The sequence below is a fragment of the Paracoccus sediminilitoris genome (assembly GCF_003259195.1).
GTDB lineage: Bacteria > Pseudomonadota > Alphaproteobacteria > Rhodobacterales > Rhodobacteraceae > Paracoccus > Paracoccus sediminilitoris.
In genome coordinates, this window is record NZ_QJPK01000002.1 from 64,826 (window position 1) to 83,591 (window position 18,766).

23 protein-coding genes are annotated in these 18,766 nt (G+C 63.7%); 10 read left to right on the forward strand and 13 right to left on the reverse strand.

Annotation, left to right across the window (positions count from 1 at the left end):
- Positions 1–71: 71 nt before the first annotated feature.
- A complete protein-coding gene (locus tag DKT70_RS17755) occupies positions 72–956 on the reverse strand; it encodes a hypothetical protein (RefSeq protein WP_146612592.1) in 885 nt (294 codons plus the stop codon).
- Between the two features lie 5 nt (positions 957–961).
- The gene (locus DKT70_RS04215) at positions 962–1,357 is read right to left on the reverse strand and encodes a hypothetical protein (RefSeq protein ID WP_111557975.1); all 396 of its coding nucleotides are present in this window, start codon (positions 1,355–1,357) and stop codon (positions 962–964) included.
- A 101-nt stretch (positions 1,358–1,458) separates the two neighbouring features.
- On the opposite strand from DKT70_RS04215, the gene DKT70_RS04220 reads away from it, so the two are divergent.
- From DKT70_RS04220 to DKT70_RS04240, 6 genes are all read left to right on the forward strand, one after another.
- Positions 1,459–1,740, forward strand: coding sequence for a hypothetical protein (locus tag DKT70_RS04220; RefSeq protein WP_111557976.1), 282 nt, complete (start codon positions 1,459–1,461; stop codon positions 1,738–1,740).
- 83 nt (positions 1,741–1,823) lie between these two features.
- Positions 1,824–2,126 (forward strand): hypothetical protein, encoded by a 303-nt coding sequence (locus DKT70_RS18300; protein ID WP_233490414.1) that lies wholly within the window; start codon positions 1,824–1,826, stop codon positions 2,124–2,126.
- 5 nt (positions 2,127–2,131) lie between these two features.
- Positions 2,132–2,599, forward strand: coding sequence for a hypothetical protein (locus DKT70_RS18805; protein ID WP_407672188.1), 468 nt, complete (start codon positions 2,132–2,134; stop codon positions 2,597–2,599).
- Positions 2,505–3,305, forward strand: a complete 801-nt coding sequence (locus DKT70_RS04230) for a hypothetical protein (RefSeq protein ID WP_146612594.1) — start codon at positions 2,505–2,507, stop codon at positions 3,303–3,305. Before DKT70_RS18805 ends, DKT70_RS04230 begins: the two co-directional genes overlap by 95 nt.
- The gene (locus DKT70_RS04235) at positions 3,236–4,099 is read left to right on the forward strand and encodes a hypothetical protein (protein ID WP_111557979.1); all 864 of its coding nucleotides are present in this window, start codon (positions 3,236–3,238) and stop codon (positions 4,097–4,099) included. The genes DKT70_RS04230 and DKT70_RS04235 overlap by 70 nt, the downstream gene beginning before the upstream one ends.
- Positions 4,086–4,271 (forward strand): hypothetical protein, encoded by a 186-nt coding sequence (locus tag DKT70_RS04240; RefSeq protein WP_111557980.1) that lies wholly within the window; start codon positions 4,086–4,088, stop codon positions 4,269–4,271. Before DKT70_RS04235 ends, DKT70_RS04240 begins: the two co-directional genes overlap by 14 nt.
- 92 nt (positions 4,272–4,363) lie before the next feature.
- Here DKT70_RS04240 and DKT70_RS04245 read toward each other — a convergent pair whose 3' ends face one another.
- From DKT70_RS04245 to DKT70_RS18620, 7 genes are all read right to left on the reverse strand, one after another.
- Positions 4,364–5,014, reverse strand: coding sequence for a PqiC family protein (locus tag DKT70_RS04245; protein ID WP_111557981.1), 651 nt, complete (start codon positions 5,012–5,014; stop codon positions 4,364–4,366).
- Positions 5,015–5,017: 3 nt separating this feature from the next.
- Positions 5,018–7,072, reverse strand: a complete 2,055-nt coding sequence (locus tag DKT70_RS04250; protein ID WP_111557982.1) for a PqiB family protein — start codon at positions 7,070–7,072, stop codon at positions 5,018–5,020.
- Positions 7,073–7,115: 43 nt separating this feature from the next.
- Positions 7,116–7,772, reverse strand: a complete 657-nt coding sequence (locus tag DKT70_RS04255; RefSeq protein WP_111557983.1) for a paraquat-inducible protein A — start codon at positions 7,770–7,772, stop codon at positions 7,116–7,118.
- Complete coding sequence (locus tag DKT70_RS04260) at positions 7,769–8,449, reverse strand: paraquat-inducible protein A (RefSeq protein ID WP_111557984.1); 681 nt, start codon at positions 8,447–8,449, stop codon at positions 7,769–7,771. Before DKT70_RS04260 ends, DKT70_RS04255 begins: the two co-directional genes overlap by 4 nt.
- Positions 8,450–8,519: 70 nt before the next feature.
- Positions 8,520–10,331: a sensor histidine kinase gene (locus DKT70_RS04270; protein ID WP_111557986.1), complete on the reverse strand. Its 1,812-nt coding sequence runs from the start codon at positions 10,329–10,331 to the stop codon at positions 8,520–8,522.
- A 9-nt stretch (positions 10,332–10,340) separates the two neighbouring features.
- The gene (locus tag DKT70_RS04275; protein ID WP_072296755.1) at positions 10,341–10,907 is read right to left on the reverse strand and encodes an RNA polymerase sigma factor; all 567 of its coding nucleotides are present in this window, start codon (positions 10,905–10,907) and stop codon (positions 10,341–10,343) included.
- A gap of 55 nt (positions 10,908–10,962) precedes the next feature.
- Positions 10,963–11,109, reverse strand: coding sequence for a NepR family anti-sigma factor (locus DKT70_RS18620; protein ID WP_111558207.1), 147 nt, complete (start codon positions 11,107–11,109; stop codon positions 10,963–10,965).
- A 95-nt stretch (positions 11,110–11,204) separates the two neighbouring features.
- Between DKT70_RS18620 and DKT70_RS04285 the strand changes: the two genes are divergently transcribed.
- Positions 11,205–12,008: a response regulator gene (locus DKT70_RS04285; protein ID WP_111557987.1), complete on the forward strand. Its 804-nt coding sequence runs from the start codon at positions 11,205–11,207 to the stop codon at positions 12,006–12,008.
- A 35-nt stretch (positions 12,009–12,043) separates the two neighbouring features.
- Here the strand turns inward: DKT70_RS04285 and DKT70_RS04290 are convergent, their stop codons facing one another.
- The 4 genes from DKT70_RS04290 to DKT70_RS04305 form a co-directional block, all read right to left on the reverse strand.
- Entirely contained in the window at positions 12,044–12,934 is an 891-nt protein-coding gene (locus tag DKT70_RS04290) for a YihY/virulence factor BrkB family protein (RefSeq protein ID WP_111557988.1), read from the reverse strand.
- Positions 12,935–12,995: 61 nt separating this feature from the next.
- On the reverse strand, positions 12,996–13,700 hold the full coding sequence (gene dnaQ, locus DKT70_RS04295; protein ID WP_072296752.1) for a DNA polymerase III subunit epsilon: 705 nt from the start codon (positions 13,698–13,700) through the stop codon (positions 12,996–12,998).
- The gene (gene coaE / locus DKT70_RS04300; protein ID WP_111557989.1) at positions 13,693–14,280 is read right to left on the reverse strand and encodes a dephospho-CoA kinase; all 588 of its coding nucleotides are present in this window, start codon (positions 14,278–14,280) and stop codon (positions 13,693–13,695) included. Before coaE ends, dnaQ begins: the two co-directional genes overlap by 8 nt.
- Positions 14,277–15,131 (reverse strand): shikimate dehydrogenase, encoded by an 855-nt coding sequence (locus DKT70_RS04305; RefSeq protein ID WP_111558208.1) that lies wholly within the window; start codon positions 15,129–15,131, stop codon positions 14,277–14,279. The genes coaE and DKT70_RS04305 overlap by 4 nt, the downstream gene beginning before the upstream one ends.
- Positions 15,132–15,645: 514 nt before the next feature.
- Between DKT70_RS04305 and hemJ the strand changes: the two genes are divergently transcribed.
- From hemJ to mnmE, 3 genes are all read left to right on the forward strand, one after another.
- The gene (gene hemJ / locus DKT70_RS04310; protein WP_111557990.1) at positions 15,646–16,092 is read left to right on the forward strand and encodes a protoporphyrinogen oxidase HemJ; all 447 of its coding nucleotides are present in this window, start codon (positions 15,646–15,648) and stop codon (positions 16,090–16,092) included.
- Positions 16,093–16,219: 127 nt separating this feature from the next.
- Entirely contained in the window at positions 16,220–17,491 is a 1,272-nt protein-coding gene (rho, locus tag DKT70_RS04315; protein WP_108500774.1) for a transcription termination factor Rho, read from the forward strand.
- Positions 17,492–17,501: 10 nt separating this feature from the next.
- Positions 17,502–18,764, forward strand: coding sequence for a tRNA uridine-5-carboxymethylaminomethyl(34) synthesis GTPase MnmE (mnmE, locus tag DKT70_RS04320; protein ID WP_111557991.1), 1,263 nt, complete (start codon positions 17,502–17,504; stop codon positions 18,762–18,764).
- The last annotated feature ends 2 nt before the right edge of the window (positions 18,765–18,766 follow it).

Consider the following 18,766-nt stretch of genomic DNA (forward strand, 5'->3'; position numbering starts at 1 on the left):
CAGCCGCGATTTCGCGACCTGCAACTGGCCCAGCCTGCGCAGCGTGTCGACCGGATAGCCGTCGCTGCCCATCAGATCCAGGCTGAAATCCGGCTCCAGCCGCTGCAGGGCGCGCAGGGCATTGCGCGCGCCGGCCTGGTCCTTGACCGCGTAACGCAGCGCCGCCAGAAAGCGCAGCGCGGGGCGGTTGTCGGGCGCGAAGCGATGCACGGCCTCGAGGTGATGGATGGCGGCGGGCAGGTCGCCCGCGCGCATCTTAGCGACCCCGATCCCCAGGTGCTCGCGGGGTTCAGGCTGGACAGCGCCTGATCCAGCCCGGCCTGCGCCTCCGAGGCCAATTGCTCCAGCCGGTCGATACCTGCCCGCGCGCGCGACAGCGACAGCCGCGCCAGCGGGTTCTGACCATCGGCCATCACCGCCTGACGGGCCAGGCCATAGGCGATCTGGTGGCGGTCCAGATAGGCCTCGATGACGGAATTGGCCGCCAGAGCGGTGGCGTGGAACGGCGCGGCCTGACGCGCGCGGGCGGCCAGCTCGGCCGCCTCGGCGATGGCGCGACCGGGATCGTCGGTCAGGCGCTCGAAGGCATAGGTCGTGCGGATCCAGGCGCGCAGCGACAGGGTCACCGTGGGGGTGATGCTGTCGCCCGGCCATTCCAGCACCTGATCCGCCCCCCGCCGCCCCCAGCGCGCGCCCCTGATCCACCACCTAGACCATCGCCAGACAGCAGCGCCCAGTGAAATCGCCCATCTGCGCACCCAAATCGCCAATCGGGCAGGTCGTCCGCTGTGACCGCAGAGGCGGTGCATCAGCATGGCCGACAGATTGACGACCTGGCCCTGCAGGCTGGCCAGCGACGTGATCTGGATATGCTGACCCCGTGGCACCACATCGGCGTCATGGATCGCGACGGGCAACAAGTCAGCGGTGCGGCCCGCGGCCTCGGACAAGATCATCGTGGCTAGAACCATCGCATCCTGGCTGGTCGAGACGGGCGTTCCCAGAACCAGATCCGGCAGATAAGATTCGATCGCAGTGACGGCACGGACCTGTCCGGCCTGGCGCGCATCGCGGAGTCCAGCCCAGCCCGGCCCGGCCCGGTCAGCAAGGCATCACGATTGGAACCAAGGTTAATGCGAATCTCGCGCAGGACTTGGCGCAGGCTGGCATTGCCCTGTTCGGGGTTGCGTTCGTTGAACAGCAGGTCCTGCAGGCGCGCCCGGGTGATGCGCATGGACCGCGCCGTGCCGATCACCGCCAAGGCGCCACGCGCCCGCATCCTGCGCGGGGTCAGGCGCATATCGGCGGGGCCGGTCAGTTCGACCGGGCCCATCAGGCGAAAGGTCAGTATCGGCATACGGAACGGGTCCTGTCAGCGGAACTGGCAACAGGCTTAGCCGTTCACGCGTTCGTGTGATAGGTTAATGATGTTCCATCACCCTTTTGTCGCGAGTTGCCATGTCCCTGTTTCACGCCAAGCAAGCCAAACATGCCAAGATGTCCGAAGCCGGTGACAACGCCCCGCTGGAGATGGTGCTGGCGCTGATGCGCAGCCGCGACGCCATCTCGGGGACTGAACAGCTGGTCGGTGATCCGCCGGGCCCCGTGATCCTGCCAACGGGGGACCGGCTGATGCGGATGCATCCCGACCACCGCGGCGCCGTCCTGCTGGGCGAATTGTCCGAGGGGCTGGCCGTGACCCATTCCACCCCCGACGATTCCCAGACCGGCGCCCTCTGACGGCGACAATTTCCCATGGCGGCGGAACGCTGGTCACCATCGACCGCCCCGGCCTGTCTCAGTTTTGCGCGGCCGTTCCGCTGGTGGGCAATTACGCCGAACTGCGCGCCGACCGCGCCGCCGAGATCGAGGTCCGAGCCGGCAGCCAGCTGCCCTTTTTCGGATCGGTCGTCATGCTGCAGCCTGACCGCTGCGACAGGATCACCGAAATGCTGCGGATCGCGCTGGATCTGACCACGCAGGCGGTGATGCGCGTCAAGCTGGCCCTGGCCTGCCCGCGCCCGACCCAGTTCAGCGACCGGATGCAGCCCATCATCGCCTGCCCCACCCACCCCTCGCTGCCAGTGGCCATGCGACGCAGGCCTTTTGCCTGGCCACACTGCTGACGGGGTTGCCGACGTCGGGGGCACCCGTCACGGCCACCGACCAGCTGTTCTGGCTGGCCTGCCGGATCGCGGTCAACAGGACCGTGGCGAGGGTGCATTTCCCCGCCGACAGCGTGGCGGGGGCGGTGCTGGGCATCCAGCTGGGGCGGTGGCTTCTGGCACGGGCCATGCCGGTCGGGGCGATGGCGGCCGCCAGTTTCGACGGGCGCCGGTTCGTCGATGCCGGGGACCAGCCGCGCAATTTCCATTATGGCGTGCTGGACATGATGGTGACGGGAAAGGACGGCTCGACCAGGTTCGGGACCAGGCCGATTTCGTCGTCCCTGCGCCCCTGTAGTCGGGCCCGGTCTCCGCCGCGCAGCAGGAATGGGACACGCGATGGAGCTGAGAGCACCCCCCGCCTGGAACAATCCCGCCCCCCGCACGGCGCCCGACCACAGCGGCTGCGCCGAGGACTGGTTCGCCCGCAGTGACAGCCCGCCTGACGCGGATGCCTTGCCGTCGGACCTGATCGCGCGGGCGTTCGGGCATGGGACCGGATCGCAGGGGAATGCGCTGCCGGTGGTGGAGCTGGGACCGCCGGGGCTGGTCCTGCCCATCGATGCGATCAATCCCGCACCGCGCGCCTTGGACGGGGCGGACCTGACCGATCCCCGTCTGGCCTATCCGGAGGATGACGGGCTGCCCGATCCCGACGGGGGGTGCATCATCGGGGTGATCGATGATGCGATCCCCTTCGTGCACGAACGCCTGCGCCTGACGCCCACCCTCGGCCGCGTCGCCGCGCTGTGGGTACAGGATGCACGGTTCGACCCGCACGGTCCGGGTCACGACCTGCCTGCCGGGACCGAACTGAGGGGCGCCGCAATCGGCACATGGCTAGCGCAGCTGCAATCCGGGACCATTCCGACCGAAGACAGCCTCTATCGCCTGTCAGGGGTCGTGGACATGACCCGCCAGACCACGCACGCGGCCGCCTTTGCCGCCTGTCACGGCGCGGCCGTGGCGTTGCTGGCGGCCGGCCATGCGCCGGGCGATCAGGATGCGCGCAACCGGCCCCTGATCGGCGTGAACCTGGCCCGAAGGTCATCGCAGACAGTTCGGGCGGGTTGGCGCCGCGGGTGCTGGTCGCCTCGGTCCTGTTCGTCATCACGCGGGCGCGTCGCCTGTTCTGCCTAATTGAAACCCGCCGCGGCCTTGCCTGTAACAGCGTCCGCCTGCCGGTGGTGCTGAACAACAGCCTTAGTCTGACCGCCGGCCCCCACGACGGCACCAGCGTGATCAAGCGGCTGCTGGACCAGATCGCCGATCATCAGGCCAATGATCTGGGGCCGGTTCATATCGTCCTGCCCAGTGGTAATCACCGCATGGCGCGGCTTCGGGGCACGTTGCAGGTGGGGGGAACGCTTGGCTGGCAGGTGCCGCCCGACGACCGCACCCTCACGCCGCTGGAAATCTGGGGGCCGGTCCTGCAGACGCCCCCTGACAAGCCTTTGCAGATCGGCTTGGCGGGTCCGGGCTTTGGACCGGCCTGGACCGCCTTAATCGCCGCCGGTCAGGTGACCCATCTGCAGGATGGTGACGGGCATGACATGGCGCGCGCCTATCACGGGACCAGCGCCCTGCCGGGTGGCGGTTATCGGCAGGCGGTGACCGTGGTGCTGCAGCCCAGCTGCCCCGACAAGCCGGGCGAGGCCTTGATCAAGCCCGGCCTGTGGCACCTGTCGTTGCCCGCCAATGCCGCGCCGGGTCTGCATGACGTATCGCTTCAGCGCGACGAGGTCCTGCGGGGCTTTCCCCGCGAAGCCCGGCAAGGCCGCCTTTACGACCCCCATTACCGCGACCGGACCGATCGCACCGTGGATCATGATCCCGACAGCCGCGCCCTGGACCATGTGCAGCGCGCCGCTACGGTCAAAGCCTATGCCACGGGCCGCCGGACGTTGCGGGCGGGGGCCCGTGGCGCTGCGTGAAGGCTGCGCCGTCAAGTATGATTCGCTGATCGGCACCCCCGGGGCCTTCAATCCCGACCGGTCATGTTTCGATCACTTCGTTCTGCCGGTCATCACCCACGTGCTGGGGCGTGACGAAGACGCAGATATCAGGATTTCCGGCGACGCATTGCGCCGGGCCGCATTTCCCTAGGGCAAGATCGAGTAACCAGTTACTTTTCGTTTTTTTGGGACGCCCTTGGGGAAGGGGGCCGGCAGGATCCTGCCGGCCCCTTCGATCTTGTCTTAGAACAGCGGCGGCAGATCAAAGGGATCGTTGGCGGCAGGCTGGCTGGTGGCGATGGTCGATCCCGGCCCGGACAGGGTGGCGATCTGCTGCGCCAGTTGCGCGATCGCCCGGCTGGCCGCATCCGCCGTGCCCGCCGGGGTGGCCGAGGTCATGGGAACCCGGATGTCAAAACTGCGGGCATGGTTCGCCCCGCTGCCCTTCAGCCCGTCGTCAGAGACGAAATACCGCCCCGACAATTGATAGATGCCGTCGGTCCGCGCCAAGGCGCGTTCGACGCGAACCTCGACCACGCGGGCCGGGGGTTCGGCCAAGGGCCAGGGCTCTCCGATGACGGTGGCGCCGGACACGTCGCTGATGGCGCGCGCCAAGGTCGTCGTGAAGGCGCGTGCCGGGGTGTCGGCCCAGAGGTTGTCCGGGTTCGACCTGACCGCCCCGTCCTCGGTCTGGAACGAGACCTCTTGGTTGGCCGCATATTCGGGCAGGGACACGTCCTTCAGTTCGGCGGTGCCAAGACGGTTGGCCACGCGCACGCCGTCGGTCGGCGGGTCCAGCAGGTAGCGTCCCGTCTTTTCCGGGTCCGAACAGGCCCCCAGCAGGACAAGTCCCGACAGGGCGATCAGCGGCAGGCGAAGGAAGGATGTCGTCATGTCTTATCGTCCCAAGATGAAGGCGCGGGGGTTGCGTTCGATCAGGCGGGCCAGCGACCCGAAGGATTCCGTCGCGCGGCGCAATTCGCGCAGCGCCCCGATCAGTTCGTTGTTGAAGGCCGAACGGTTGCCATAGCTGGCAAACAGCGAATTGGCCTGCGCGGCCGTGGTTTGCAGACTGCGGACCAGTTCGGGAAGCTGCTGGACGGACCGCTGGATTTCATCGGCCGCGGCGCTGGCGGAATCCAGCGCGTTGTTCAGGCTGCCGGCCGCGTTGCCGTCGCGCAGATCGTTCAGAAGACCGCTTGCGGCCTGCAGCGTGTTCGACAGGTTGCGGGGCAGGGCCTCGGCATCCTCGCTGCCCAGCATGGCGCGCAGGTCGGCCAGGATGCCCTCGACCTGCAGGCTGACCTCGGCAAAGCCGAATTCCTCGACCGAGGCGGCGGCTTCGTTGATCTGATCGACCATCTCGGGGACGTCGACGGCTGCGTCATTGACCGCCTTGAAGGCGGCCGAAGCGTCCTCCAGCATCTGGGCGATGGTCTGGCCGCTTTCGGCGTCGCGCAGATCGGTAGTGATGCTGCTGATGTCGGACAAGGCGACATTGCCGTCCTCGATCGCCTTGCGCAGAGCGGCGGGGATCGCGCGCGTGTCCTGAGAACTGGCCAGCGCGGTGACGCTGTCCAGCGCGTCGCGGGCCGAGTTCAGCAATTCCTCGATGGGCAGGTTGCCGATGCGGTTGACCAGCCCTTGGGCGCTGGCGGTGAAATCGTCCAGATCCCCTTCGACCGAAGGGATCAGCGGGACGGGTTCGGCATCGGCATCCAACGTGGCGGGTGCCGCGTCCGGGACCTGCACCAGTTCGACCATCAGGGTGGTGCCCAGGAAGCCGGCGCTGGCCACGCGGGCGCGCAGGCTGGTATCGGCAACCTCGCGCGACAAAAGCGCCAACGCGTCCTCGGCGGTGGCATCATCGGGCAGGCCCATGCGGCCCGGCGAGATGGCCATGGTGACCAACTGCTTGACCTGGGTATCGTCGCCCTCGCCCGTCGTGACGCTGACGGCCAGATCGGTCACCTGACCGACACGAAGGCCGCGGAACTGAACGTCGGCGCCCTTTTCCAGCCCCTGCAGGGAATCGTCGATCAGCATGCCGACCCGCAGCCGTTCGGTATCGTCGCTGGCAAACAGCGTGTTTCGGGCCATGCTTTCATCGTCCTGCACGGGGAATTCATGCCCCGGACGGATCGGATTGCCGCCGCTGGTGATCGTATCGAAGGCGATGCCCCCCTGCAGGACCGATGACAGAGAGTTCACGTTGAAGCTGACCCCTTGGGCGCCAAGGGACAGCGAAAAGCCCGAGGTGTCCCAGAATACGCTGGCCGTGGTCAGGCGGGAATCCTGGGGCGCCTCGATGAAGGCATCGGCCAAGACGCGGTCGTCATTGTCAGAGAGGCGGATGTTTTCCACGCGGCCGACCTGGACGCCGCGATACAGCACCGGCGCCCCCTCGCTGAGGCCATCCGCGCCTTGCATCGACAATGTGACCCAGGTGCCGGGCTGGTCGCCCCGGACCAGCGGCGGGCGTTCCAGACCGGTGAATTCGGTCGTGACCTCGTTGACCTCCGAATCCCAATAACCTTCGATGAAAGCCCCCGACAGCACCGTATCCAGGCGCGTCACGCCCTGCGCACTGACCTGGGGCCGGACAATCCAGAAATTGGCATCCGCATCGATATATTGCGCGACATCCCCGTCCACCCGGATCGAGACGATCACCTTGGACAGATCGCCGCTGAAGGACACGCCTTCGACCTGACCCACGATGATCTCGCGGAAGCGCAACGAGGTTTCGCCGGGCGTGATGCCGGTCGCGTCGGCAAATTCCACCTCGATCAGGCTGCCACGGTCGCGGAAGGCGTTCCAGGCGATGCCCAAGGTCACGATCAGCGCGACGATGGGCACGATCCAGATGACGTTCACGCCTGCCTGGGCCGCGCGGGTGGCCGTCTTGCGCACCGGGCTGGCCGGCTTGAGGGGCGGGGGCGTATCAGTCATCTTGGTCGCTGTCCTTGGCCGTCAGGGTCCGTTTCGGGGTGCATCAATCGCTTTTCGACCGCAAGGGCAGGCCGCGCCAGATCAATCGCGCATCAAAGCTTTGCGCGGAAAGCATCGTGAAGGCAACCGACAGTGCAAAGGAGGCTGCCGCAGGTCCAGGGTGAACCGATGCCACGAAGCCCAATTGCACCAGTGCCGACAGGATGGCCACCACGAAGACGTCGATCATCGACCAGCGGCCGATGAATTCGACCACCTCATAGATCTTCAGCCGGGTATGGGCCTGATCGACGGTGGCAGGTCGGCCCGCGACGATGGCCAGCCAGCCGATGGCCAGGAACTTGCCCATCGGAACGATGATCGAGGCGACGAAGACGATGACGGCAATGTCATAACTGCCGTGATGGATCAGCTCGATCACGCCTTCGATGATGGTGGATTCTGAGTTGCCTGCAAGACCCGCGAAGGTCTGGGTGCTCATCATCGGGAACAGGTTGGCGGGGATGTACATGATCAGGCCGGCGAACCACCAGGCCCAGACCTTTTGCAGGCTGCGGCGGTCGGGCGGCGAGAGATGCGCCCCGCAGCGCAGGCATTGGTCGTGATCCTGCGTCCAGACGCGACCGCAGCTGTGGCAGCCGATCAGGCCCGCGCGATGGGCGGTCATGACGGGGACGTCATGTTCGGAAGGAACGCTCATGCCTTGGCCTTGCGGGGTTTGCCGTGGAATTCGACGCTTTGGCCTGCATCCTCGATCGCGTCCCAGATCGAGGTCTGGCACATGAAGGCGCGGCTGGCGATGTTGACGAAGATCAGCGCGCAGAAGGCCCAGAAGGCCGGGCCCAGATGGACCGATGCCAGTCCCGCCACCTTGACCAGCGCCACGGCGGTGCCGATGACAAAGATCTCGGCCATCGACCAAGGACGCATCACCTCGGACCAGCGGAAGGCGCGGGCGGCATGGCGGTGGGGCGGGCGCCCCTGCGCCAAGGGTGCCAGCACATAGACCAGCAGGAAGGCGCGCGCGATCGGCAGGCCTATGATCATCGCCAGCACGGCGATGACCAAGGGCAGCAGCACCCCGTCGGCAAAGGCCAAGGCTACGTCGAACAGTGAGCTGGCATTGCCGAACCCCATCGCCGAGACCTGCAGGAAGGGAAAGAAGACCGCGCCCACCAGCAGCACCATCGAAGTAAAGGCCAGCGCGATCAGCTGCACGAAGGCGCCGTCGCGCGGCTTGGCCATGACCGTGCCGCACCGGGTGCAACATGCGGTCTCGCCCAGCTCCAGCTCTTCCTCGATATGCAGGGCGTCGCATTTGGGGCAGGCCATCAGCCCGCGCCCCGTCGCCAGATCATAGCTTTGTTCGTGTTCCATGTTGGTCAAGATAGGCCACCGCCGCAGCGACGCAAGCGCCCACCCCGGCCGCGCGCAAGAAATGCCGGGCTCAGTGGCGCGAACCGGCCTTGGCCGCCGATGTCAGGACGACGTTGCGCGTATCGCCCCCCGTATCGTGGTGGCCCTGCGCCAGCTTGAAGGTCATGGTCAGGACATAGCGATCCGGTTCCGAGCGCGTTTCCACATCGCCCTCCAGTTGCATGGAAAACGCCTCGATCAGCTGGGTACCAAGGCCGGTGCCGCCTTCGGCAGGGTCCGCCCCGACCGAGTTGGCAACCTGCAACCGACCCAGCCCCGGTCCGGGCGATGTCAACGAAACACTGACCCAGGGACGCGTGCCCCCCTGCGGCTTGGTCGCGTATTTCAGGGCGTTGGTGAAGGCCTCGGTCGCCAGCAGCGTCAGCGGCACGGCCTGATCGGGCATCATGGTCAGGGGCTGGATGTCGGATTGGATCGCCAGCCTGCGCCCCGACCCCTGCGTGACGTTCGTCAGCTGTCCGATGATGTCGGTGATCAGCATGTCGGCATCAACCGCATCCAGCTGTTCGGCCTGATAGAGATTGCGATAGATCGTCGCCAGTGCCGCCACGCGATCCTGGACCGAACGCAGCACCTGCTTGGCATCGGGGTCATCGATCAGCCGGCTTTGCATGTTGATGATCGAGGCGATCAGCTGAAGATTGTTCTTCACCCGGTGGTGGACCTCCTTCAGCAGGATGGTCTTTTCGGCGACGGCCTTTTCCATCGCTTCCTCGTCGCGGATCAGGATGCGGGCCATGTTGTGGAAGGTCTGGCTGACATCGGTGATCTCGGTCGGGGCATCCAGCAGGACCGGGGGGGCAGTATCACGGTTGCCGATGGCAAAACGGCGCATCTGACCGCGCAGGACGGTGATGTGGCGCAGCACCAGCCGGAAGACCGCGAAATAGGCCACGGCCAGCGACACCACCCACAGCGCCGCGGGCAGAAGGACCGCGCCAAACCGCGACAGCTGAAAGACGCCCACGCCGGCAGATTGCGGACTCCAGCTGCCAAGGGCATAGACCAGCCCGGGAATGACCGGGACGACGGTGAAGACACGGGTTTCGCCGTTGTTGGCCATCGCACGGAAGGTCCGCTCGCCGCGACCCAGCAGGCCGACCAGATCGCGGTCGCGGGGCAGCAGGTCCTTGGTCACGCCTCCGGCCAGATCATCGCCGTTCAGAACCCGGCCCCGATTGTTGAAGGTCATGACGCGCGTACCCTCGGTGCCGAAATCCATGGCATGGGTAGAGCGCAACAGGTCCTGCGACAGCGACAGGGCGACAAAGCCCAGAAGTTCACTGTCTTGGTACAGTGGCTGCTGCACCACAACCACCGCCAGTCCCGACATTGACCCTTGACGAAGCGATGTTACGGAGGTGACCGGATTTTCGAAGAATTCCACGACAGCTTCATCGGAAGAGACGTTGACTTCCGTGGCAGCCGCAAGGGTCGATTGCGGGTTTCCGATGGCTGAACTGCACCTCATGACGCCATTGACCGGGACAAAACCCGCGTGGACATAGGTCCCGCTGCGCTGCACGAAATTCCGCAGCAGTTCGGCACATTGCTCGGGGCGGTCCAGCGTTTCAAGAATTGCCGGCCCCAAGGCGTCCGCGGAACCAAGCGCGCTTTGCAACAACGCCCGTTCGCCCGATGCCGCCGAGGCGGTTCGGCCCAGCAGCGCGATCTCGGCGCTGCGTTCGGCTTCCTGCGACAGATGCAGATTCTGGACCAGAGAAATCAGGCCAATGGGCAGGATGGCGACGGAAAGCAGCGCGCCAAGACGGAATCCAAGCCTGCGCGTGAATTCCAGTTGGCTTGAGATGCGCCGCAACATCGCCCCAACTCAGCGAGAGCTGGAGTTGTTCTGAGCCATCACCGCCAGCGTTGCCTGATCGGTCATGTTGAGATCTTCACCCTGCTCAAGGTGCAGCAGTTCGGCCAGCTTGCGGCGGCCGCGATTGGCGCGGGACTTGACCGTTCCAACGGCCACCCCGGTCATGTCGGCGGCTTCCTCATAGGAAAAACCGGAGGCACCGACCAGAATAAGGGCCTCGCGCTGTTCGTCGGGCAGGCGGTCAAAGGCAAAGCGGAAGTCGCGCAATGCCAAACGTCCATCATGGTCGGGACGGGTGGATTGACGCGCGGCATGGATGCCGTCGCTGTCGCTGACCTCGCGCTTGGTCTTGCGGCGGGCGGAATAGAATGTGTTGCGCAGAATCGTGAACAGCCATGCACGCAAATTGGTGCCGGCCTGGAACTTGTCCATGTTGGTCCACGCCTTGACGATGGTGTCCTGCACCAGATCGTCGGCCGCAGCGCCTTCACGCGTCAGGGACAGGGCAAAGGCCCGCAACGCCGGAAGATGGTCGACAAGTTGGTCGCGCGGATCGGGCAGGGCTGTATTCGTCATAAGGGAGAGGCACCGTCGAACAAGAAGTCGGGAAAAAAATTGGACCTGTAAAACGTCATCCCTGTTCCTTGAGCTTCTGCAGAAGCTCGAGGAATCGATCAGGAACCTCGCTGGTCGCATCCTGTTCGTAAACTCGTTTCAAGTTTTCATCTATTTGTTTTTCCACAGCCGCTTTCCTACGGTCGTCTCGCTTTGGCGTCATAATAATGTTAGTCCCGACAAACTTGTGCGCACATCCATGCAACCGATAGGGGGGCTAGATGGTTCCTTGCAATAGACGAAATAAAGGACTGTGTGATGACTGCTGCAGATCTGGCCCAATCGATCGGCCAACAGCTTCCGTTTCTGCGCCGCTATGCGCGTGCCCTGACCGGAAGCCAAAGTGCCGGTGACAACTATGCGGCCGCCACGCTTGAAGCGATCCTGTCGGATCGGAGCGTGCTTGACGGTGAAGACGATCTGCGTATCGCGCTGTTCAAGACCTTCCACGCGATCTGGCAAAGTTCCGGCCAGCCGGTGGAAGAGGCCGACATGACCGCGCGCGAACGCCGGGCGCAGGACCACCTGCGCGGCCTGACGCCCAATTCCCGTGAAGCCCTGCTGCTGCGCACGATCGAGGAGCTGCGCCCCGATCAGATCGCCCGCGTGATGCAGATCGACACCGCCGAGGCGGAAGAGCTGGTCCAGATCGCGCTGAACGAGATGGGCAACACCCTGCGCGGCAAGGTCATGGTCATCGAGGACGAGATGATCATCGCCATGGATCTGAAGGGCATCGTTCAGGCGATGGGCCATGAGGTCACGGGCGTCGCACGCACCCATACCGCCGCCATCGACCTGGCCGGCAAACACCGCCCCGACCTGATCCTGGCGGATATCCAGCTGGCCGACGGATCGTCGGGCGTGGATGCGGTCAACGAGCTGTTGGGCAGCATGGGCGACATCCCGGTGATCTTCATCACCGCCTTCCCCGAGCGCCTGCTGACCGGGGACCGCCCCGAGCCGGCCTTCCTGATCTCGAAGCCCTATAGCGAGGAGCAGGTTCGTTCGGCGGTCAGCCAGGCGATGTTCTTTGCCTCGACCGAAGGGTTGGAAGCCTAAGGACCAGAAAGGGCGCCCATCGGGGGCGCCCTTTTTCACTTGTTCTTCTCGGCCAGCAATTCGTCAAAACCGCGCCTAGCCTCGCGCGCGGCATTAAGGCGGCGGCGACGGGCCAGCTCGACATTGATCAGCGCCCCCAGCAGGACCGAAAACCCCGCCAGATACAGCCACATCAGCAGCGCCACGACTGTGCCGATGGATCCATAGATGCGGTTATAGCTGTTGAAGCTGCCCAGATAGGCCGAAAAGGCGATCGATCCCGCCGCCCACAGCATGGCCGCGAACAAGGCCCCCCAGGTAAAGATCGGTGTGCGCGGCGTCTTCACGTTCGGGCCATAGCGATAAAGGATGCCGATGGTCAGGATGACCAGCAGGAACATCCCCGCCCAAGGCAGGGCCGTGATCATCAGCGACCTGACAGGTGCCACCACGAAAAAATTCAGCACCACCGGCACGATGACGATCGTCGCCAGCCCCGCAAGCGAGATGCCCACGATAACCAGCGTCAGCCCATAGGCCAACACGAAGCCGAAAATCGTCGAATGCGCCCTGACGCCATAGGCCGCGTTCAACCCGCGGATCAGCGCATCGACACCCGCGCGCGCTGCGATGGTTGCGATCATGAAGGACAAAAACGAGGTCCATCCGACCGACGTCTGCCCGTTCGAGGTCAGCGAGGTGACCTGATCGTCGACGATGGTGGACGCACCGTCAGGCAGGAATTCGTGGGCAACGTCCAGATAGGTCAGCACGACCGCCGGATCGAACCATAGGCTCCAGAGGGCGATGATGGCAGCAAGCCCCGGAAAGACAGCGAACATGCCATAAAAGGCCACGCCCGCCGCAATCAGGGTCATGTGGGTCTGATCCATCCGTTCAAAGATGGACCCCCAGAAGCTGCCGATATCCCTTAGCCAGTCGATCATGCCGCCCCATGTCCCTTTTTCGCCAGCATGATGCCGCAAGGCTACGGGCGCAAGGCTGGCGTCAGCCTGCCTGGTAACGCGCCCAAACCGATTCCGCACCCAGCTTGGCCACGAAATCGGCATGCGCCTGCGCCTCGGCTTCGGTCAGGCGGGGGGACAGGGGCTTGGGGCGCTGTGCGCGGGGGCGCATCTGGCCGTCGATGCCGGGTTCGTCGTCGTCCTTACCCGCCTGCGCCAGCACCAGGTCGGGCTGGCGGCCGCCGATCAGCTCCAGGTACACCTCGGCCAGCAATTCGCTGTCCAGAAGTGCGCCGTGCAATTCGCGGTTCGAGTTGTCGACCCCGAAGCGGCGGCAAAGCGCATCCAGCGTCGCCGGAGAGCCGGGAAAGCGTTCCCGCGCGATCATCAGCGTGTCCAGGGCGCGTTCGAACGGAATCGGCCTATGGCCCGCGCGTTTCAGTTCGGCATTCAGGAATTTCATGTCGAAGCTGGCATTGTGGATCACCAGCCGGGCGTCATCGGCGATGAAGTCGATGAATCCCTGCGCCACCTCGGCGAATTTGGGTTTGTCGGCCAGGAATTCGTCGCCCAGGCCATGCACCTCGAAGGCGCCTTGGGGCATGCTGCGTTCGGGATTGATGTAGACGTGGAAGGTCTTGCCGGTGGGCAGGTGGTTGAACAGCTCCAGCGCGCCGATCTCGACGATGCGGTCGCCGTTTTCGGCGTCGAAACCGGTGGTTTCCGTATCCAGGACGATCTCACGCATGGGAAGTGACCTCTGAGACGATCTGCTGCACGGCGGCGCGGGCGCCCTGCAGCGTTTCGGTGGGGATGATCCAATCCGCGCGGGCCCGCTTATCGGCGTCGGGCATCTGGCGCGCAAGGATCATCGCGAAGCTGTCATCGGTCATGCCGGGCCGCGCCATGACCCGGTCGCGCTGCGTCGTCGCATCTGTCGAGACGACCGCCACGCCATCCAGATCGGGGGGGCTGGCGCTTTCGAACAGCAGCGGGATGTCCAGCACCACCAGCGGGGCATCGGCATTCATGGCAATGAAATCCTGGCGATCGCGCGCCACCAGCGGATGGACGATGGCCTCCAGCCGCGCAAGGGCCTGATCGTCGCGCGCCAGGACCTGCCGCAAGGCCGCCCGGTCGATCATGGCACCGGACAGTGCCGTGGGAAACATCGCGGAAACCGGCGCGACCGCCGCCCCCTGTTCGGCATAGAGCATGTGGACGGCTTCGTCCGCGTCCCAGACCGGGTGGCCAAGGTCGCGAAACATCTGCGCAGTGGTGGATTTTCCCATGCCGATGCTGCCGGTCAGGCCAAGGACATAGGTCATTCCAGGACGATCCGGCGTACTTCGTCATCGACTTCGGGGCGCTGGCCGAACCAGCGCTCGAATCCGGGGGCCGCCTGATGCAGCAGCATGCCCAGGCCGTCGACGACGTGACACCCGCGGGCCTTGGCGTCGATCAGCAGGGGGGTCATCAGCGGCGTATAGACCAGATCGGTGACAAGGGCGTCGGGCGACAGCGCATCCAGCGGTACCCGCAGCGGCTGCTTGCCCTCCATCCCAAGCGAGGTGGCATTGACCACCGTCATCGCGCCTTCCAGCATGTGACCGACCTGCGCCCAATCATAGACCACCAGCCGGGCGCCGAATTCGGCCTTGATCTGTTCGGCCCGCAGACGTGTGCGGTTGGTGATCCGCAATTCCCTGACGCCGCTGTCCAGAAGCGAAGCCACGACCGCCCGCGCAGCCCCGCCCGCGCCGATGACAGCTGCCGGACCGGCGGCAGGCTGCCAGTCGGGGGCGGATTGGCGAAGATTGGCGATGAAGCCATAGCCGTCAGTGTTGTCGGCGTGGATCTTGCCATCGGGACGGAAGATCAGCGTATTTGCCGCGCCGATCAGCGCGGCACGGTCGGTGACCGTATCGGCCAGGGTCAGCACGGCCTCCTTGTGGGGGATGGTCACGTTGGCACCGACAAAGCCCGCGCGGGGCAGCACACGCAAAACCTCGGCCAGGTGTTCGGGCATCACCGGGATCGGCACGTAATGGCCCGCCAGCCCATAGCGTTTCAGCCAATGTCCATGAAGACGCGGGGACCGGGAATGGGCAATGGGCATGCCGATCACCCCGGCCAGGGGGGCGTGAATGATCTGGCTGGCGGGAATCTCGTCCGTCATGGGGACCTTGTCGCTGGCGGCTTCGTGGTCCTGCCAGCCTAAGTCCCAAAATGCCGCGAAAAAAGGCCAAAGAATGCACAAGACGCGGCTTGTGGCCCGGAAGGCGCGCCCCGGAACATCCATGGGCTGCCGAACCCTGTGGACAAAAAGCGGGGGGAATCGGCCCGGCGCTTGGTGGCAACTGCGTCAATCCCTGTCAGGTGCTGAATTTCACCCTGGAACGAAGCGCGAACCCACCCTGCTGATCCACAGGTGCACAACTTGATGTCGTCCAGATCGCCGATTGTGGACGAATCGTTCGCCAAATCATTATCCGCAAACTTATCCACACAAGATAACTTTGTTTACAAAAGATTTTCTTTTCACGATCGAAATTTTCAACACGTTTATCCACAGGCGGAGATTCTGGGGATGCGTTTGTGAAAAACACGATAATCCTGCTATCCACAGCCCCTACTTCAACAACATTCCTTTTCTTCTTTCTTTTATTTAAGTGAGAAGAAGAGAGGTGCGCATGTTCGACTGGCTGTTCGTGATCTATCCATGGGTGAAGGCATTTCATGTCATGGCCGTCATTTCCTGGATGGCAGGGCTGTTCTATCTGCCCAGGTTGTTCGTCTATCACGCCGAACGGGGCGCAGACTTGGCCGAGCCGCGGTCCAGCTTTGTCGTCATGGAAGACAAGTTGCTGCGCGTGATCATGAACCCGGCCATGATCGCGACCTGGATCAGCGGTCTGACCATGGTGATGACGCCGGGAATCGTCGATTGGTCGCTGATCTGGCCCTGGGTCAAGGCGGCGGGCGTCGTGGGGATGAGCGCATTTCACATGTGGTGCGCCGCCGAGCGCCGCAGATTGTCGCAGGGAAAGGCGAAATCAGGCAGGAACTACAGGATGATGAATGAATTGCCGACCCTGCTGATGGTGGCGATCGTCACCGCGGTGATCGTCAAGTTCTGATCGAAAAGATTGACTCGTGGCGGGGCGGCGCTTAAATGCCCCGCAACCCTGGCCGTCCGGTGCAGGATTCCCAGAATACTTTTCCTTCCCCGAACGATTCGTCGTGCGGCTGAAAGTTTGCGCCAATATGACCGAAGAACGCCTCAATCTCTCTGACCTGAAGGCCAAAAGCCCGGCCGATCTGCTGTCCATGGCGGAGGAATGGGAAATCGAGAACGCCTCGACCATGCGCAAGGGCGAGATGATGTTCTCGATCCTGAAGGAGCATGCCGAAGAGGGCTGGGATATCGGCGGCGAAGGCGTCTTGGAGGTCGTTCAGGACGGATTCGGCTTTTTGCGGTCGACCGAGGCGAACTATCTGCCCGGTCCCGATGATATTTACGTCAGCCCCGACATGATCCGCCAGCATTCGCTGCGCACCGGTGATTCCGTCGAGGGCGTGATTCGCGCGCCCGGCGACAACGAACGCTATTTCGCGCTGACGAAAGTCGAGCAGATCAACTTCGAGGAGCCTGAAAAGGCTCGCCATAAGGTGGCCTTCGACAACCTGACCCCGCTTTATCCCAATGACCGCCTGACGATGGAGATCGAGGATCCCACGATCAAGGATCGCAGCGCCCGGATCATCGACCTGGTTGCGCCGATCGGGAAGGGCCAGCGGTCCTTGATTGTGGCGCCGCCGCGGACCGGCAAGACGGTTCTGCTGCAGAATATCGCCAATTCGATCGAGAAGAATCACCCTGAGTGCTATTTGATCGTTTTGCTGATCGACGAACGCCCCGAGGAAGTCACCGACATGCAGCGCAGCGTGCGTGGCGAAGTCGTGTCTTCGACCTTCGACGAGCCGGCCAGCCGGCACGTGGCAGTGTCGGAAATGGTGATCGAAAAGGCCAAGCGGCTGGTAGAGCATAAGCGAGATGTTGTCATCTTGCTTGATTCTATCACAAGACTTGGTAGGGCATTCAACACTGTCGTCCCCAGCTCGGGCAAGGTTCTGACCGGTGGTGTCGATGCGAATGCACTGCAGCGTCCTAAGCGATTTTTTGGTGCCGCACGCAACATTGAGGAAGGCGGAAGCCTGACCATCATCGCGACAGCCCTGATCGACACAGGATCGCGCATGGACGAGGTCATTTTCGAGGAGTTCAAGGGCACGGGTAACAGCGAGATCGTGCTGGACCGCAAGGTCGCCGACAAGCGCGTCTTCCCGGCGATGGACATTCTGAAATCCGGAACGCGCAAGGAAGAGCTTCTGGTGAACAGCAAGGATCTGCAAAAGACCTATCTTCTGCGCCGAATCCTGAACCCGATGGGGACGACCGATGCGGTGGAATTCCTAATCTCGAAGCTGAAGCAGACCAAGAGCAACTCCGAGTTCTTCGACTCGATGAACGCCTGACGAGGCAGACATGGACCTGATCTTCGCCGAAGCCACCCCGCCCGGGCGGGGGGGAGTTTCCGTCATTCGACTGAGCGGTGAAGGCGCCCGGGCGGTTGCCGAAGGTTTGGTCGGTTCGATGAAGACGCCGCGCCATGCATATTTCCGCAACCTGACGATCGACGATGAGACAGTCGATCAGGTTCTGGCGATGTGGTTCCAGGACGGTCAAAGCTTTACCGGAGAGGAAGTGGTCGAGCTGCATCTGCACGGTGCACCGGTCATCGCGCGCCGGGTGTCGACCGCGTTGCTGGAACACGGTGCCCGTTTGGCAGAAGCGGGTGAGTTTACACGACGCGCTTTCCTGAACGGGCGCATGGATCTTGCCGAGATTGAGGGTCTGGGCGATCTTCTTGCTGCCGAGACGGAAGCACAGCGCAGGCTGGCCATGCGGGCGACCAGCGGGGAACTTGCCACAAGAACCGCCGAATGGCGGTCCTGGTTGGTTGAGGCGGGAGCCCTCGTTGAAGTCAGCGTGGATTTCGCCGATGAAGATGTCCCTGACGAGGTTCCTGCGGAAGCCTATGCATTGATTGAACGTCTACATGCGTCAATCAGCAGGGAAATTGCAGGCTTTTCGGCGGCAGAGCGCATCAGGCAAGGCTTCGAGGTTGCGATCGTCGGGCCGCCGAATGCCGGAAAGTCGAGCTTTATCAATAGGATAGCAAGGCGCGATGTTGCAATTGTCTCGACCGTAGCTGGCACGACCCGTGACGTGATCGAATTACGACTGGATCTTAAGGGTTTGCCTGTCACGCTTTTGGATACGGCAGGTTTGCGTCTATCCGAGGATGAGATCGAACTCGCCGGGATTGAGCGCGCGCGCGAAAGAGCCTTCGCGGCTGATCTGCGGGTTCACTTGTCCGACAGCGGTGATGCAATTGTAGATCTTTGGCATCCAGGGGATATCGTACTGCGCGGCAAGGCCGACTTGTCCGGTGCGACCGAACAGGCGATTTCCACTGTGACGGGGGCGGGAATTGATGCCGTGCTGGATCAGATCTTTGACAGGTTGAAAGATAGAGTGGCGGGTGCGGGCATTGTCAGCCATGAGCGTCAGTTGAATGAGCTGCAGATGGCGGCGAATGCGCTTGAGAACACGCATCACTTACCGGTCGAGCTTTTGGCCGAAGAGCTTCGCAAGGCTAATCACGCTTTGGATAGGTTGCTTGGCCGAATCGATGCCGAGGACTACCTTGACAAGATATTCCTGTCCTTCTGCATCGGGAAATAAGG